The following is a 17,467-nucleotide window of genomic DNA, read 5'->3' on the forward strand; positions in this document are numbered from 1 at the left end:
TGCTGCTCAAGACCAAGCAGATCAGGAAGATGATCTCCTCTTATGTCGGCGAGAATGCCGAGTTCATGCGCCAGTATCTGAGCGGGGAACTGGAACTTGAGTTCAATCCGCAAGGGACGCTGGCTGAACGCATGCGGGCCGGCGGCGCTGGCATCGCCGGCTTCTACACCAAGACCGGCGTGGGGACCGTCGTGGCAGAGGGCAAGGAGCACAAGGTCTTCGACGGGGAAACCTATATGCTTGAGACCGGCATCGTCGCCGACCTGTCAATTGTGAAAGCCTGGAAGGCAGATGCCTCGGGCAACCTGGTGTTCCGCAAGACAGCGCGCAACTTCAACCCGCCGGCTGCCACGTGCGGCAGGACCTGTGTCGCCGAAGTCGAGGAGATCGTTCCCGTCGGCAGTCTGGAGCCTGACCAGATCCACCTGCCGGGGATCTATGTGCATCGCCTAATTGAGGGCAAGCACGAGAAGCGCATTGAACAGCGCACGACGCGTGCTGCGGCTTGAAGGGGAGGTGACAGATGGCCTGGGACAGGGACCAGATGGCGGCGCGGGCCGCGCGCGAGCTTGAGGACGGCACCTATGTCAATCTTGGCATCGGCATTCCGACGCTCGTCGCCAATCATATTCCAGACGGCATTCACGTGACGCTGCAGTCGGAGAATGGCTTGCTTGGCATCGGTCCATTCCCGACCGAGCACGAGATCGACGCCGACCTCATCAATGCCGGCAAGCAGACGGTGACGGCGCTGCCGCATTCGGCCTTCTTTGACTCTGCCCAGAGCTTTGCGATGATCCGCGGCGGCAAGATCGCAATGGCGATCTTAGGCGCCATGGAAGTGGCCGAGAACGGCGACCTCGCCAACTGGATGATCCCCGGCAAGCTGGTCAAAGGCATGGGCGGCGCGATGGACCTTGTCGCCGGCGTGAAACGCGTCATCGTTGTCATGGACCACACCAACAAGGCCGGGGAATCGAAGGTGCTCAAAGCCTGCACGCTGCCGCTTACGGGTAAAGGGGTGGTCGACCGCATCATCACAAACTTGGGCGTTCTCGATGTGGTCGAGGGCGGGCTGAAGCTCGTCGACTGCGCCGATGGCGTCACTGAGGACGAACTCCGCGGCGCAACCGAAGCAACGATCGTCAACTGAGGCGGGTGTGCTGGCTGCAGCCGCCGGTCCCAAAATAGAGGGTGCGATTATGACCAAAACCTCCATCGTTGTCGCCAGCGCCGCGCGCACGGCCGTAGGCTCCTTCAACGGCGCCTTCGCCGCGACGCCCGCGCATGAACTCGGTGCTGTCGTCATCAAGGAACTATTGGCGCGTGCCGGTGTCGAGGCGGCCGAGGTCGACGAGGTCATCCTCGGCCAGGTGCTAACCGCGGCGCAAGGCCAGAACCCGGCTCGCCAGGCCTCGATCCTGGCCGGCCTGCCCAAGGAGACCACCGCCTGGGGCCTCAACCAGGTTTGCGGCTCCGGCCTGCGCGCCATCGCGCTCGGCATGCAGCAGATCGCCACCGGCGACGCCAAGGTGATCATCGCCGGCGGCCAGGAATCGATGTCGCTGTCGCCGCACGCCGAACATCTGCGCGCCGGCGTCAAGATGGGCGACTACAAGATGATCGACACCATGATCAAGGACGGGCTGTGGGATGCCTTCAACGGCTATCACATGGGCAACACCGCCGAGAACGTCGCCCGCCAGTTCCAGATCACCCGCGACGACCAGGACCAGTTCGCGCTGGCCTCGCAGAACAAGGCCGAGGCAGCGCAGAAGGCCGGCAAGTTCAAGGACGAGATCGTCGCCTTCACCATCAAGGGCAAGAAGGGCGACACGGTTGTCGATCAGGACGAATACATCCGCCACGGCGCGACGCTGGATGCCATGACCAAGCTGAAGCCGGCCTTCGACAAGGAAGGCACGGTGACCGCCGCCAACGCCTCCGGCATCAATGACGGCGCCGCCGGCGCGCTGCTGATGAGCGAAGCGGAAGCCGCACGGCGTGGCATCACTCCGCTGGCGCGCATCGCCTCCTGGGCAACCGCCGGCGTCGATCCGGCGATCATGGGCACCGGACCCATTCCCGCCTCGCGCAAGGCTTTGGAGAGGGCCGGCTGGTCGGCAGGGGATCTCGACCTTGTCGAGGCCAACGAGGCGTTCGCCGCGCAGGCCTGCGCCGTCAACAAGGACATGGGCTGGGATCCCTTGATCGTCAACGTCAATGGCGGCGCCATCGCCATCGGCCATCCGATCGGCGCCTCCGGCGCCCGCATCTTCAACACGCTGGTCTTCGAGATGCGCCGCCGCGGCGCCAAGAAGGGCCTCGCCACCCTGTGCATCGGCGGCGGCATGGGCGTGGCGCTGTGCGTGGAAGCGCTGAACTGAGTCATTTCGCTTTGCGCGTAGCTTAGTCTAAACGGATCCGAACCCTCCAGCGTCGAAAGAGGGAAGCCGATTTCCAAATTGCAGCGTTCGTGTCGACGGGCGGTGCAGACATGCCGCCATGTCCGGTCGTCCCAAGACCGCGACCTATCGCGGCGCGCCCTGCTGGTATCCTCCCAGCCAGCAGGGCGCTCTGGGCTGTTTGTCGGCTCTTTGCTCCTGTGCTTTGCCGAGCAAGCGGCGGAATTCTGCGCAGTTAAGGGCGGAACGCGGCGTTCCTGCGCCTTCGACGAGAAATCGACGCTCCCCGCCGGTTCAACGCTGCTAGATTCAACTTCCAGAAAACCAGTGTTACGCGGGAACGGCGCAGAATGCGCCCCCGCCTCTTTTAACCGAATAGGAGCTTGGACGTTGACTGACCTCACCTCAGAAATTAAGCGGCACTCCGGCGAGGAACCTATTAGCATGGGCAACAATCAGGTCGAGGAATGGCTTGCAGCATTCGAAGCGGCTCTCAATACAGGGCGCGTCGAGGCGGCAGTGTCGATGTTCTCGGCCGAGGAATGCTACTGGCGGGATCTGGTCGCATTCACTTGGACGATTGCGACAATGGACGGCCGACCCGCCATTGCAAAGATGCTGCATGAACAGCTCGACCAAGTCGGCAGCATCTCGATAGTGCGTGACGGAGAATCGAAGACTGAGGGGGATCGACTCGAGAGCGCGTTTGATTTTGAGACCGCGACCGCACGAGGCAAGGGCTATATCCGGCTCCGCGCAGGCAAGTGCTGGACGCTCCTCACGTCAATGACCGAACTGAAGGGCTTTGAAGAGCCGTCCGGGCCGCGTCGTCCTGCCGGAGCTGAGCATACGGCCAGTAAGGAAAGGCTGACCTGGCTTGAGCAGCGTCAGCGGGAGGAGCGAACACTCGGCACCGAGGTCCAGCCCTATTGCCTCGTTGTAGGTGGGGGGCAGGGAGGGTTGGCACTAGGGGCCAGGCTGAAGATGCTCGGTATTCCCACTTTGATTGTTGATGCGCTGCCAAGGCCGGGCGATGCTTGGCGGCAGCGCTATAAGTCTCTCAATCTGCATGATCCAGTCTGGTCAAACCATCTCCCGTACATTCCGTTCCCGAGCCATTGGCCGATTTACATGTCGAAAGACAAGATTGCCGACTGGCTGGAAATGTATGCGAAAGTTATGGAACTTAACATATGGTGCTCTACAACCGTTCGCAGTGCGCACTTTGACGACAAGAACAAGGAATGGATTGTCAACGTTGAGCGCGAAGGCAGCATAGAGATCTTGAGGCCAAAGCAACTCGTCATCGCCACTGGCCTCTCCGGAAAGCCCAAGACCCCGGTGTTGCCGGGGGCTGAATTGTTCGCAGGCGTGCAATATCATTCTAGCGAGCACCGGGACGGAGCAACGCTGGCTGGTAAACGCGTTGTCGTCCTGGGCTCTAACAACTCCGCGCATGACATATGTGTTGATCTGTGGGCGGCAAATGCCGATGTAACTATGGTCCAGCGCTCGTCGACCAGCGTCCTCAGGATCCCCCAAAACCCTCAGAGCCCTGATCTCAGCACTGAGCGTCGTGACCTGATATCGGCCTCGATGCCATTCAGGGCCAGGGAAAGCATTGACAGAGAAGACTGCGACAAGGACCAGCGGGAGAACGCGACGTTTTATGCGCAGCTGCGATCTGCAGGATTTCTTCTCGATTTCGGCGAGGACAATACCGGCGTGAACGGAAAATATTTTCGACGTGCTTCCGGATACTACCTCGACGTCGGCGCCTCGGACTTGATCATCAATGGACAGATCAAAGTGAGGAGCGGGACCACTATCCAGGAAATCAAGGAGAGGTCGGTGGTCCTCAGCAATGGGTTAGAACTTGATGCAGATGCCATCATCTACGCCACCGGCTTTGAACCAATGGAAAGCTGGATTGGTACGCTGATCTCCAAGGATTGTGAGCGCCGCGTGGGCCATTGCTGGGGGCTCGGATCCGACACAGCATTGGACCCGGGCCCCTGGGAAGGGGAGTTGAAGAACATGTGGAAACCGACTGCGCAGGAGGGTCTGTGGTTTCACGGCGGCAGCCTGTCGCAATCGCGTATCTACTCATTGCACCTCGCCCTTCAGATTAAGGCGCGGCTTGAGAATCTCCCGATATCGGTTCATCGGCCTGCGACGATCCGCCGATCGCCGAGGGCACAATCCACACGGTGACGCCGTTCAAATGCTTTCTTCAAGGCGCCGGCTAGATGCCGGCGCCGACGAGTTCGCCGGCACGTTGATCCTGTGAGTTCGAATTCGTCAACAAAGGCGATGGCAGCAAGGCATATGAGCAGCAGGATGGGGTAATATAGTCCATCGCACGGGCGCAGGATTCCGGATATAAAAGCCGCGATGCAGTGATGGAGCTTAAGGAACTTCGCCATCACGCCGGACCCGAGCAGACCGCCCATATACTCGCCGCCCGCGTTGCCGAATGCCGTGGCTATGGCAACACAATCGCCCGCCCCGCCAACGATGTTTGAGACGGGCCGGCACATACTCCTTCACGCCGCAACGGCGACGAACGATCAATGCCAGTGCTTGGGAGGAAATCGCCGCGCCTCGGCGGCCAATCGGGTTCTATTTCATGCACCGCAGACGGAGCCGATGGCCTGGGCCAGAGCGTCCGTGGAAATGATGAGCAGGCGCGCGACAAAGACGAATCGCCGGTCATATAACGGGATGCGCCTCGAAGAACTCGAAGGCGGCCAGGGCGAGGATCTTTGATCCTTGCGGGGTCGACCAGAACTGGCATGTCGCATCGCTCGATTCAATCCGGCGACCTTCATGACAGTTCCGCCCTGGAGAAGTACCGCTGACGTACGAGCATCCGAGAGGATGGCGAACGAACAAGGGGGTCACGGCGCCGGGGTAACCTTTCACCCAACTTTTTCGGATTCCGAGAGGGCAGAGACCGTTGTGCATGGCTCGTTGTAAGGTCGGACCAGGATCGCCCGCCTTTCAGGCACGACAAGCGCTCGGGGCCTTGCCGAAAAGTTCGCGGAAGCTCTTGGAGAAGTGAGACGATGAGATGAAGCCGCATGCGACTGCAATTTCCAGAAAAGGCATGTTCGTTTGCTCGATCAGGCGCTTGGCCCATTCGAGCCTCACGCGCCGATAGTACCGCATCGGTGGACAGGATACATACTGCACGAATAGCCGCTCAATCTGACGCGGCGAAAGTCCGACGCATTTCGCGATGTCGCGCATGGAAAGCGGGTCTTCGACGTGCTGCTCCATCAGTCGCACGACCTCAGCCAGTTTCTGGCTCAGACCAGCATATTTAGCGCCGATTGAGGATTGCTTTTCGGACCCGGAGCGCCACTGGCCCGCGCCTGTGTGCTCGAAAACGGCCGCTGCGCTTTCCTTGCCAAGATTGTGGTGAATCAGCTCCAAGGCCAGATCGAAAGACGCAAGCTCACCAGCGCAGGTCACAACGTCTCCATCCCATACGAATAATGAGTCGGTGACATGAAGGCGACCAAAGGTTTCGCGCAGTGCTGGCAGCTTTTCCCAATGAATCGTGCAGGAAGTGCCGTTCAGAATGCCACTCTTGGCGAGCAGCCAAGTGGCCGTTCCCAGCGCTGCAATGGGAATTCTGTGCCCTCGGCATAGGTGTATGATATTCATCAGCGATGCCAGTGGGTGGCTTTCGACGCCTGCACCGGCGCACACCACTACGGCGCTCGGCCTATCGCTTCGCTGCAGGTCTGACGCGACTTCGGCAAACGACTTGTTAGGACACACAGATATTCCGCTGGCGCATACAACCGGCCGGCCGTCCGAACTCGCCACGCTCCATCCAAAGAAAGCGCGACACGAGACCGAGTTCGCGACCCTCAGCGGGTCAACGAAGGATGATAGAGTCAACTGCGAAAATCCGGGAACGAGCAGGATGACCATGCGATAAGCAGCCAAATCGTGGCGCGAAGTAAAGGCGCCTCCTGTGCGGTGCCACTCTCCTGAACTCGGAGGAATGATTGGTGGAAACCGCGCGTTCATTTGACATCTCTTGCATTCGCGCTGGCGAACGGATTCCAACGGCGCGACACAAAGTTCGAAGTCCGTGGTTGCATGCGGTCCTGCGACCCTGCGAAACAGTAACGCCTCTCGTGTAATAGGCGAAACTTCTCTGGGCGGCGCGCTTTTATCGTCATATTGACCATCGATGCCCTTTCATCCATGCCTGATCAACAGAGTCCAGCCCGAGTTGGCCGAAGCTTAAGTGCGATGTCTCGGTGGCTCAGGCGCGTCAGCTGATCCGTGATCCAAAGGCCGATAATGCCGACCAATGATGATGTATTCTGAAGGACCTTGATTTGCATTGTGTTCTCTGAAGATCATTCAGTTCCTGCGAGCGCATGTGGTGGTGAACGCGACGCGCCCGCTCGGGGGGGCAGCCGGTCCTGTTCCGTTGGCGATACGTTTCGATCTCCTCGCGTTCTCTGCGCGTACGGGGAAAACGGCTTCGGCGGGTGCGACGCTAGGTGAATCCAACTAGCGTCCGACGCGTGATCTACATCGCCGAAGGTTTCGCAGCTTCTCCAATACTATTGGGACGAGAGTGCATTTCGTCGATTTGCGGCGAAGGAAGCAGACATTCTGCGTTTTCGGACGGCTGGCGCTTGACGCTCCTATGCTGGTCTCGATCTCCAAACGGTCACGCAACGCGGTATCGTGGACCCTTTAATGCAGCTAACGGCGCCATTCCGTTGCCTCGACCAGCAGTTCACCGAACACGTCAACGTTGTACATCTCTTGCTCCAGAACTGCCCCCCGCTTGGCATACAAAATGGCCCAACGGTCCGAGGGGCGGGTGATCGTGTCAAATGCAATCTGTGGATGGCATCTATCGTGAATGAGATAGGATGCCCCCTGGTTGCGCCAGCGAGCCGACCTGGAGACGGCGTTCGCCAAGGAAGAGCGGGAGCCGCCAGACCGCCCGTATGAGGCAATCTCGCGCCTGAACTGTTGACTTAGCGCCTGCCTGCTCAGAATTCTGTAGCTGCAACCTACAAGAACGCCAGGAGTCGGCATCAATATTGCGGTAGCCTGGCAAACGGCTGCAGGCAGGGAGCCCCGGCCGGCCCGCCCTGAGAGAAAATCCGAGGGAGTTTTATGCCGGTAGTTAAAGGACCGCAGGTTTTCCCGCGCTGGGAATATCTACGCAGGCTCACTGCGGCGAAGGCGAGGATGGCTGAGCGTGACATCGCCGCACTTGTCATCACCGACAACGCACATGTGACATACCTGACGGGCTCCGTCGCTCACTCTTATGACACGCGCGGCGTCGTCGTCCTTGCTTCGCGGGAAGAGCCCGTCTTTATCCTACGCTGGATGGACGTTGCCGCGGCCGTGCAGGAGACCTTCATGGAACGCGACAGCATCGTGGGCTACTCGGAAGAGTTGATGGGCGATCCGGACAAGAACGGTTACGACGCGGTCATTGACTTCCTTTTGGACCAGGAACTGGGGCAGAGCGGCATTGGGCTTGAGCTATCCAATTTGTCGGCCGACTCGGTGGAAAAGTTCAAAAGCCGCCTGCCGCAGTCACGCATCGAGGATTTCTCGAACGTCGTCACCCGCATACGCACGCTCAAGTCCGATCTCGAGATTGCTGTCATGCGTGAGGCCGCCGCGATTTCCGACGCCGGTGTGCTTAGAGCCGCGGAAGTCATGCGCCCCGGCATGCGGGAGGCAGACGCCATCGCCGAAATTGTGGGAGCGCTCGCCCGCGGAGCGAACGGCAAGGCCGGAACTTGGATCGCAACTCCCTTCCTGTGCGCCACATCGCGCATCGGGAACCCGCACACCACTTGGAGCGAGGACATCCTTCGGGAGGGTTCCCAGGTCAATCTCGAGATCGCCGGCGTACGCCATGACTACCACGTTCCGATCTGCAGGACCTATTCTCTCGGCAAACCGTCCGACCGCCTGCTGCGCATCCATGAAGCGCAGCTTGCCGGCCTCGAGGCGGGGCTGAATGTAATCCATGCGGGCGCCGTTAGCGGCGAAGTTGCCAAGATTATTCACAGCACGACCGAGAAGCACGGGTTCAAGAAGCAGTCTCGGGCCGGATACTCCATCGGCATCAACTGGATGGAAAAGACGACAAGCCTTAAGCTGGGTGACACAACGGTCCTCGAGCCGAACATGACCTTCCACCTGCATCTTGGTTCCTGGGTCGAGGAAGATTTCGGCTACGTGCTTAGCGAAAGCATTCGCGTCACCGAATCCGGCGTCGAGGTTCTCACAAAGGCGCCGCGGCAACTCTTCACGTTGGGCTGAACCTCACCGCCGGACTGCGAGCGTTGCGCGGCGCACCTGCCGTCTCCTTCGCGTCGGCAGGGTCTTGAAGGCGATGGATACTTCGGCATTCGAGCAGAAGTAGGAATTCATCGCGGAGCTACTCGACCACGACCCGGTCGGCTGCTAGCCAATGTTAGTCGTTTCGATCGAGATAGTTAGCAAGTATCTTCGCAAGGACGTTCACATGCGGCGGAGCGACCATGGTGTAATGGTTACCTGGAACCTCGTGAATTTCCAGGCGGCCCCGCGCGAACTGCTTCCACCCAAGATCGCTATCATGTAGATTGGAGGAGACACGCAGGCCCTTCTTGGCCGCAAAAAGAATGGCCCTACTGTCGTTGGGCCGAGGTGTGTAGTGGCGTAGCGCAATTCTATTGGCCTCGGCGATCGTTAGGATATGATCGAGCTGTCTGTCGCTCATTTTTGGGACATGGCCAGCTTGCCTTCCGAAATCGCATAAGGCCATCACCTGGCCCTCACGTTTCATCGATTTCACCTTTCGCCAATGTTTTTTGAGCGCGGGGAAAAGGACGCTCATTGTGACCGCTTGATCGCTTAGCCAATCAGGAATGGGATTGTTGCCGAGCAGGCCATGATACCGGCCGCTTGCGACTTCTTCATCCTTGTGAAGCGCTTTAGCGTCGAGCAGGGCAAGGATCGCTACCTCGTCACCAGCATCGCGCAATTGGCAGGCCATTTCCCAAGCAATGCTGCCGCCCATAGACAAGCCGGCGAGCTGATATGGACCGCGTTGCTGAACGCTCTTGATGGCTTCAACATATTCCCGCGCCATCTCCGGAATTCTCAAGTGAGGCCTTGCCTCACCGTTCAGACCGCGTGCCTGGAGACCGAAGAGCGGCTGTTTCGGGCCCAGTGCTTCAGCAAGAGGGGTATAGAAGAGCACATGCCCGCCAAAAGGGTGGGGGCAAAAAAGAGGCGCCCACGAACCGCCAGTTTGTATCGGCACCAATGCGCTCGGACGTGCACTTCCGCGGGCCTTCGAAAGGGCCATCGCGACTGCTGTCGGTGTCTGCCGTTCCCACAGCTGAGAAATGGCCAACCTCTCTCCCGTGAGCTGCTCGATGCGGTCGATTACGCTCAAGGCACTCAATGAATCGCCTCCAAGATCAAAGAAACTGTCCGTCAAGGAAACGTCATCCAAACCCAAAATGTCCTGATAGACTTCCGCAATTTGGCGGTCCAAAGCTGCCTCGTCAGATGTCTCAACCCCTGTTGGACCACGTGCTTCTTCGCTGCCAGCCGGGCGAGTGACCGATAGCGCTGCCGTATTAGGTAGATTCAAATCCGCATTTCGGTCCCGCTCCTTGGCGGGGGCCCCATCGAGCCAATAACGCTTACGGTCAAAAGGATAAGGCGGGAGGGGGGTGCGCTGCGGGAGCTTTTGGTGGTGCAGGCCTGACCAATCAATGCGAACGCCGCAGGTCCAAAGCTGGCCCAGCGTTTGCAACAGCTTCGCGTGATCACCTTCCCCATGATCGTCTCCTGGCATGGCTGGAAAGCTGATAGGGCTGCGCAGGTCGCTCTTTGACTTGAACTGTTTTGAATGTCTGCTCAGGGCTGTGCCAGGCCCCATCTCGACGAACAACTGATAGTCCGATTGCATCAGGCGATCGAAAGCCAGCTGAAACTGCACCGTCTCGCGCAGATTGCGGACCCAATAGCTGCCATCAGGCGGCACTTCCGCCTCTAACCAGTCACCCAGCACTGTTGACATGAAAGGCAATTGCGGCGCCTGGAACTCGACTTGCTCGGCATGAAGCCTAAACTCTGGCAGGATCGGATCAAGCATGGACGAATGCACAGCATGACTTGCATGTATTCGTTTGCTCGCAATGGATCCAGCCTCCAATTGCTTTTGAAACGCCGCGATCTCGGATGCGGCCCCCGAAACGACGCACCGACGCGGCCCGTTTATGGCCGCCAATGAAAGGCGTTCATTCCAATATGGTCGGAGTTCTTCCGGCGACAGATGGACTGCAACAATCCCGCCGACGGGCACACGCGACGTTAACTGCCCCCTTTTCAGTGTCAGTCGAATGGCATCGGGTAGCGAGATGATGCCTGCAATATGAGCGGCTGCATATTCTCCGATGCTGTGGCCGATCACAGCTGCAGGGAAAATGCCCCCCGAGATGAAAAGCTTCGCCATTGCATATTGGGTGGCGAAGATGACGGGCTGCATGACGACTTCCAGCTGTGGCTCAAATTCGCTCTCGGATTTGCCTTCCTTGTAGAGCAGGGCGCGGAAATCAACATGTGCGAACTCGTTAAGCCACTTTGCGCATTCGTCGATGGCGCTGCGGAAGACCGGCTCTTGTTCATATAGCTCCCGACCCATTCCAATCTGCTGCCCGCCCTGGCCGGAGAACATGAATACGATGCGGGGTTCACTGCTTGGCACCTCTCGCGTCATGCCCGCCTGCAGTGCCGCCCTATCGATTTTGTCGGCTAGTTCCGCCAGATCGGATCCCACGAAACTTGTGCGATATCTGAGAGCGGCTCGACCCTTTTGCAGCGTATATGCGATATTCGCCGCGTTATGCTGAATATCGGTTCGGCGCATAAAGCCGGCCAGTTGCCGGAGCATTTCGGTCATTGCCGGACTGCTCGCCGCCGATACCGGAAAGACTTGCGGCCTGCGACTGGCCTGCTCACCGGTTCGCGGCGGAGCCTCCTCAAGAATCGCGTGCGCGTTCGTGCCACCAATGCCAAATGAGCTAACCCCGCCGCGTCTTGGCCCATCACCCTTGGGCCAAGCGGTACCGGTCTTATTTACGAGTACCGGGCTATCCTGAAACTCAATGTTTGGGTTGGACACATGGAAATGTAGGCTAGCGGGAATGACCCCGTTGTTCAGCATCGTGGCAACCTTGATCAATCCCGTTACACCCGCTGCGGCGTCTAAATGGCCTATATTTGTCTTTACTGAGCCTATTGCGCAGAATTGTTTTCTTGCGGTCTGCGAACGAAAGGCCTTGCTCAGGCCGGAGATTTCGATGGGATCTCCAAGATAGGTGCCCGTACCATGCGCCTCCACGTAGCCAATCGTATCCGCTGGGACGCCAGCATCGGTGAGGGCAGCTTGAATAACTGCAGCTTGTCCGTCGGCGCTGGGGGCAGTGAAGCCTACCTTGGCGGCGCCGTCATTGTTGATGGCGGTCCCCTTTATGACCGCCCATATGTAATCTCCGTCTTTGCAGGCATCGCTCAACCGCTTGAGAACGACAACCGCTGCTCCGCTGCCTCTCACCGTTCCTTGTGCCTTAGCATCGAACGCACGGCAGTGGCCGTCAGGGGATAAGATATGGCCCTGTTGATGGAGATAGCCTTTTCCATGTGGCAAGGAAATCGATGCACCACCTGCCATTGCCATGTCGCACTCATTGCTGCGCAGGCTCTGGCAAGCGAGGTGGACAGCAACTAGCGAAGTGGAGCAGGCCGTCTGAACTGAGACGCAGGGGCCGGTCAAGTTGAGTTTATAGGCGATGCGCGTCGCCGTGAAATCGCAGCCATTGAGAATACGAAACTGCAACTTCTCTGAATCCAGCAGGTCGCGGCTCGGTTCGCGGTCAATGAGATAGTGGTTGGCCCCCACGCCGGCAAAGACACCAACACGGTCACCCTCTGTCTCGCGAGATCCGTATCCCGCATGGTCGAGCGCCTGATAAGCTGTTTCCAACAGGAAGCGTTGTTGCGGGTCCATCCACGCTGCTTCCTTAGGCGAGATGCCGAAAAATGCTGCGTCAAACAGATCAACTCCGCTGACGACGGCTTCGCGCCTAACATAATTAGGCTTACCAAACGTCTCAGGATCGACGCCAGCTTCTCGCAATGTCTGTTCATCCAGATCTGCGATGGACTCAATGCCATCGACCAGATTGCTCCAGAATTGATCCACATTCTCCGCTCCCGGGAACCTCCCTGCCATGCCAATAATTGCAACAGCATTGCCGTCCTGGTTGGGTTCCTTTTCGATTGAGATCGGGCCACTTGGCTTCACTGCGTCCTGCGTGGGTGGAACGCAAGGAATTGCGGCCAAGTGTGTCGCGAGCCTTCGTATTGTGGTATGCTCGAACAAATCCAGAATCTTGCAATCGATGCCTAAACGATCGTGGATACGCGCCTGAACCTGGACGACAGCCAGGGAATGTCCACCGACATCGAAGAAGTTATCATCAACATCGACGCGGTCGAGATTCAGCACGTCTTTCCATACTTTGGCCAAATCCGCCTGCAGCCCAGAGGTTGGATAAATTGAGGCGTTCAAATTCGGCGCGTTCCTCGGCTCGGGAAGAGCACGCCGATCGATCTTGCCGCTACGGTTGATGGGTAGTTGCGGGAGGAACAGGAACTGGGAAGGAATCATGTAGCTAGGCAGCGCTGCACGCAGAAAAGCTCGAAGTTCATCGGAACCCTCCAAACTCTCGCGTCGCCTCACCACATAGGCCGTTAGGCTCGAGTTTTTGTCCGGACTATCTGTCAGCGTGACGCAGCACGCTTTGACATTTTCGTGCTCCAGCAGGCATTGCTCGATTTCGGCAAGCTCAACCCGCATGCCGCGGATCTTGATCTGCCCGTCTTTCCGGCCTAGGAACTCAATCGCGCCGTCTGACCGATACCGGGCCAGATCCCCAGTTCTGTAGATCCTGGATTGCGGTTCATCATCGAACGGGTTTGGCCGGAAAAGCTGGCGCGTGAGTTCATCGCGATTAATGTAGCCGCGAGCCAGGCCGGCCCCCCCGATGTTAAGCTCACCGATCGCGCCAATCGGCGCCGGGTTCCCATAGCGATCGAGGATGTAAGCCTTTGTATTGATGGCAGGGCGGCCGATGGGCGCCTTCCGCCCATCGGGTTTCACCTCCGTCCTTATGCAAAAAACGGTCGTTTCGGTAGGCCCATAGGAGTTGAAGATTCGGCGTTTCTCACCCCATCGCTCAATAAGGCTCGACGGCAAGGCCTCTCCAACTGACTTAATCACGGCGAGATCCGGAAAATCGCTCGAGGGCAAGGACATCCACGCCGTCGGCGTAAGACCGGCAAAGGTAATGCGCTCACGGCGCATAAACTCGACAAGCTCTGCTCCTGGCAACGATGCGGCTGTGGGCGCCATGCACAACCGACCGCCAGAAGATAAAGCCAGCATAAAATCAGAGAGCGATGCATCAAATCCGCAGGAGGCGAACTGCAGTACTCGGCTGTCCGGCCCCAGCCGATAAGTGCGCCTCAGATCCTCCGCCATATTGCAGGCACTGCGATGTTCAATCATCACGCCTCTTGGCTGACCCGTGGAACCGGACGTATAGATCACATAAGCCAAATCGAAGGAGCTAGCGGGGCAGTGCGGGGGCGTGCCTTCGTGTAGAGCAATTGCGGTGTGGTCCTTGTCGAGGAGAACTATCGCGCATCGATTCAGGCTTTCGACGTGCGGCGCTACCAAGGCTCTTCCGAACGTCTGTTGTTTGAGTTCCGCCCTACTGATGATCCCAACGGCGCCAGCGTCCTGCAACATGAAGCGCAGGCGCTGCGGTGGGAGTCGGGGATCGAGAGGAAGATAGACTGCTCCCGCCTTCAAGATTGCTAGAAAGCCGACAATGAGATCGCACGAACGCTCAAGCAGAACCCCGACCACATCTCCAAGGCGGATGCCCCTTGAAATCAAGTGATGGGCAAGCCTGTTTGCTCTTTGTTCAAGTATGGCATAGCTGAGTTCTTCCAATGGGCAGCTAACAGCGACATTGTGAGGGTAAGCGGCAGCCTGCGTTTCGATCAGGTTGTGCAGGCAAATGTCGGACGGAAATGGTGCGGCTGTGTTATTCCAACTGTGTAGAAGCTGATGCTCTTCCTCTGCCGTCAGAAGACCGTAGTCACCTATTCGTCGTGCGGGCGCATCCACAATCCCGTAAAGCAGCAAGCAGTAATGCTTCCCCAGCTGCTCAATGGTGCTGCGATCCCACAAATCCGAATTGTATAAGATGTGAAGGCGGACGCGTTCGTTGCCGGCGACAATTCGGAAGTCCAGGTCGATCCACACATCAGTCTCGCAAAATCGAACTTGCGCGGGCAAGCCGGAGAGGTCGACGCCGCATGGCGTGAAGCCAAGAGAACTCACGGCTTCCGGAGTAAAATTGAATGCTGCCTGGGCGAGCGGGTTGCGTTCAGGTGACGAGGGGAGCTGTAGCTTCGCCAGAAGCAAGGGAAGTGGAAAGCATTCGTTGTTACGCGCGCAGCGCATCACGTGACGCACGCGCTGTAAAAGCTCGGGAAAAACTGGATTTCCGGAAAGATCCTGCCGTAAGGCGCCCATGGCCACAAAATAGCCGAAGGTCCCGGAAAAATCTCCCGCCGGGCGACCGTGACGCGGCACGTAGAGGGTGATGTCGTCCTGGTCGCCATAACGATGCAACAGGACGTAATAGGCAGCAAGCAGAACGGTGGCGAGCGTCACTTTTTGTTCGTGCGCCAGTTGCTCGAGGCGCGCAACCTGCGGCATCTCAATATCCAAAGAATGAACTGATCCGGTGTGCGTGGCAACCGGAGCTCGTGGTCTGTCGGTCGGAAGCGCTAGACCGGGCTCATGATCGACAAATTGGCTGCGCCAATAGGCCCACATGCGTTCTCCGCCGTCGCCAGCCAGGAGGCGCTCCTGCCAGACTACGAAGTCCTCGTAAGGAACTGCTTTGGTCAGACGAGGCATGTGCGTGTTGCTGCAGCACGCCTGGTAGAGCCTGCCGAACTCGTGCAGGAAGGTGCGAATGCTGTGAGCGTCGGAAATGATGTGATGGAAATTGAGGAGGAGAATCTCTTCAGTGGCACTCCGGATGAACAGATGAGCGCGAAACACCGGCCCATGTTCCAGGTCGAAAGGTAAGCGAGCTTCCGCCGAGATAGATCGATGGAAATAGGCTTCTTCGACACCCTCTAGTCGAACGACGTGGAAGTTCAGAGAGGTTCTCTCATGAATGCGCTGAACCACACGCTCGCCTTCCTGGTGAAAGGTCGTGCGCAGCATTTCATGGCGGTCGACCAATGACTCCAACGCGCAACGCAAGGCGTTAACGTCGAACGGCGTCTTTATGCGCAGCTCGACTGGTAAATTGTATTCGCTACCAGTTGGTCTCGTTTGATGATGCAGCCAAAGGCCCATTTGGCCATGCGACAGCGGACGCGTGATCGAATCCATTGCTATCTCCAATTACTTTCGGTGCAGAGAGGATACAGGAATTGTTGGTAAAACAATTTTAATATTACGATAAATTTCGCAAATACTACGGTTATGGATTGTCAATCCTCGTGCGACAATTGTATAAACAAAGTTAAATAACTGTTGCACTGAAATAGGCGCCTAACAAGCACAAGGCATTATCCCCAAAGATCGTCATGCGCGCCCTGTCAGTGCAATTGGACACCCAGATACTAACAAATTTGCAGAACCTTTATGATCGAAGGTCACGAACGATGCTATTTTTGCCGCAAAGTCTGAGGTCAGTCACAGCCAAAAAGCTGCCCTGTATTGCGTCTTGTGCGGCGTCCGATTCGGCATAAGCCCGACACGATGCGCCCTGCCGAGAGGGCCGATGTCGTGGCTAATGCGTAATTCGCACGGATGGGAACTGGCTTGCCTAAGTGCGGGCTGCGCTTCTGCGAGAAATGGACGGCTTGAACTTGGAGACTGGGCGACGAATGCGCCGGGTGGCGGCCCTCTCCAATTGGTGCGCTTCACGGCTTCAACCGCCAGCGGATAGACCAGGTTGGGCTTGTCGCCGCGCGCCTTCTTGCGCGCCGCAGCTTCGATATCGGCCAGCTCGAACATTTTGCGCCGGCTGTGGGCCCAGCAACTGGCTTCCAGAACAGGCGTCGCCATAACCGCCAAAGGCATCGGTCTGCAGAATGCCGCTCCAGCCGGCGAGATGCGCCGCGGGATGTTCGCCTCGACGATCGCGGGAATAGTAGAACACCGCCGCCGGCGGATCGGCGCCGCCGAACGGTCGGTCATCGCGCACATAGGTCCATAATCGGCCGGTATCGGTCTTGCCCTTGGCCAGGACTGGCACCGTCGTGTCGTCGCCGTGCAGACGTGAAGCGGCCAGCACATGGGCTTCGAGCCGCTTGAACAGCGGCATCAGCGCCGCGGCGCCGGCGCCGACCTGGTCGGCGAGCGTCGACAGGCTGAGCGGCACGCCTTCGCGGGCATAGCGTTCAGCCTGGCGGTTGAGCGGCTGATGCTGGCCGAACTTCTCGAACAGGATCATCGCCAGTAGGCCGGGACCGGCCCAGCCGCGTGGGGTGGCGTGGAACGGCGCCGGAGCCTGGCTGATCGCCTCGCAGTCGCGGCAGGTGAACTTCTCCCGCACGTGTTGGATCACCTTCCATTGCCGCGGCACCACCTCCAGCGTCTCGGTGATGTCCTCACCCAGCTTGCGCAGCCGGTGACCGCCGCAGCAGTCGCAAGCGGTCGGCGCCGGCTCGACCACGCGCTCGCGTGGCAGATGCTCGGGAAATGGCTGGCGCGCCGGTCGTCTGCGCACGTAAGGCGCCACCTCGGTGGTCCGGGCCGCGGCTTGTTCGGCGGCGATCTCGTCTTCCGTCGCCGTGCTCTCGAGTTCCTCGAAGGTGAGCTCCATCTGGTCGTGCAGGCGGGCGGAACGTTCAGAACTCTGACCATGCAGCGCCCGCTGCAGCTTCCGGATCGT

7 protein-coding genes and 1 pseudogene are annotated in these 17,467 nt (G+C 58.6%); 5 read left to right on the plus strand and 3 right to left on the minus strand.

From position 1 onward, the window contains the following. The 4 genes from YU3_RS38110 to YU3_RS38115 all read left to right on the plus strand — a co-directional run. The coding region (locus tag YU3_RS38110) for a CoA transferase subunit A (RefSeq protein WP_036260152.1) at nt 1-509 on the plus strand (509 nt) is incomplete at its 5' end. Between the two features lie 14 nt (nt 510-523). After that, nucleotides 524-1,153 carry a CoA transferase subunit B gene (locus YU3_RS0133095; RefSeq protein WP_027170189.1) on the plus strand — a complete coding sequence of 210 codons (630 nt, stop codon included), beginning with the start codon at nt 524-526 and terminating at the stop codon, nt 1,151-1,153. A 49-nt stretch (nt 1,154-1,202) separates the two neighbouring features. Continuing rightward, a complete protein-coding gene (locus YU3_RS0133100; protein ID WP_036260155.1) occupies nt 1,203-2,387 on the plus strand; it encodes an acetyl-CoA C-acetyltransferase in 1,185 nt (394 codons plus the stop codon). Nucleotides 2,388-2,849: 462 nt separating this feature from the next. Continuing rightward, on the plus strand, nt 2,850-4,619 hold the full coding sequence (locus tag YU3_RS38115; protein ID WP_036260159.1) for an NAD(P)/FAD-dependent oxidoreductase: 1,770 nt from the start codon (nt 2,850-2,852) through the stop codon (nt 4,617-4,619). A 789-nt stretch (nt 4,620-5,408) separates the two neighbouring features. Here the strand turns inward: YU3_RS38115 and YU3_RS40060 are convergent. Further along, a complete protein-coding gene (locus YU3_RS40060; protein ID WP_084508481.1) occupies nt 5,409-6,449 on the minus strand; it encodes a GlxA family transcriptional regulator in 1,041 nt (346 codons plus the stop codon). Between the two features lie 1,116 nt (nt 6,450-7,565). Here YU3_RS40060 and YU3_RS0133125 point away from each other — a divergent pair. After that, nucleotides 7,566-8,735: a Xaa-Pro peptidase family protein gene (locus tag YU3_RS0133125; RefSeq protein ID WP_027170193.1), complete on the plus strand. Its 1,170-nt coding sequence runs from the start codon at nt 7,566-7,568 to the stop codon at nt 8,733-8,735. A 154-nt stretch (nt 8,736-8,889) separates the two neighbouring features. On the opposite strand, the gene YU3_RS0133130 is transcribed toward YU3_RS0133125, so the two are convergent. Next, nucleotides 8,890-15,957: a hybrid non-ribosomal peptide synthetase/type I polyketide synthase gene (locus YU3_RS0133130; RefSeq protein WP_027170194.1), complete on the minus strand. Its 7,068-nt coding sequence runs from the start codon at nt 15,955-15,957 to the stop codon at nt 8,890-8,892. A 525-nt stretch (nt 15,958-16,482) separates the two neighbouring features. Beyond that, nucleotides 16,483-17,467 (minus strand): annotated as a pseudogene (locus YU3_RS38125) (IS66 family transposase); the annotation flags it as partial.

Origin of the sequence: Mesorhizobium sp. WSM3224 (assembly GCF_000427725.1) — a bacterium.
Lineage (GTDB): Bacteria > Pseudomonadota > Alphaproteobacteria > Rhizobiales > Rhizobiaceae > Mesorhizobium.

Bases quoted from the DNA above. Each gene is read 5' to 3' on its own strand.
- YU3_RS0133095 (WP_027170189.1), top strand. From the start codon at position 524: ATGGCCTGGGACAGGGACCAGATGGCGGCGCGGGCCGCGCGCGAGCTT.
- YU3_RS0133100 (WP_036260155.1), top strand. From the start codon at position 1,203: ATGACCAAAACCTCCATCGTTGTCGCCAGCGCCGCGCGCACGGCCGTA.
- YU3_RS38115 (WP_036260159.1), top strand. From the start codon at position 2,850: ATGGGCAACAATCAGGTCGAGGAATGGCTTGCAGCATTCGAAGCGGCT.
- YU3_RS40060 (WP_084508481.1), bottom strand. From the start codon at position 6,449: ATGAACGCGCGGTTTCCACCAATCATTCCTCCGAGTTCAGGAGAGTGG.
- YU3_RS0133125 (WP_027170193.1), top strand. From the start codon at position 7,566: ATGCCGGTAGTTAAAGGACCGCAGGTTTTCCCGCGCTGGGAATATCTA.
- YU3_RS0133130 (WP_027170194.1), bottom strand. From the start codon at position 15,957: ATGGATTCGATCACGCGTCCGCTGTCGCATGGCCAAATGGGCCTTTGG.